This is a genomic window from Lacinutrix salivirga (genome assembly GCF_053604675.1).
The window spans coordinates 1-235 of the sequence record NZ_JBSHNP010000129.1 but is presented as its reverse complement, the minus strand read 5'-3'; the positions used below and the strand labels follow the sequence as shown (position 1 = coordinate 235).

Here is a 235-nt window from a genome sequence, read left to right as displayed (position 1 = left end):
TGTATATTCAAACGTATCTGTTCCATTGTATCCTGGGTTTGGTGTGTAGGTTACTACATCATCACTTGGATCGTTTGGTGTATTGTTTGGATCGGTTATGACTACGGTTCCATTGGTTGGTGGTGTTGTGATTGCGATTGTGCCTTCCGTTGGGATGTCGTTATCGTTATCATAAACATCTACCACTACTGGTGTGTCTTCGTCTGTTGTTGTTGTATCGTCTTCTACATCTACG

Annotated in this window: 1 protein-coding gene; it reads right to left on the bottom strand. The window is 42.1% G+C overall.

The window, feature by feature from the left end; translation table 11 throughout:
• Positions 1–235, bottom strand: a 235-nt coding sequence (locus ACVC5O_RS11595; RefSeq protein WP_452221646.1) for an Ig-like domain-containing protein, incomplete at both ends; no start/stop codon positions are given.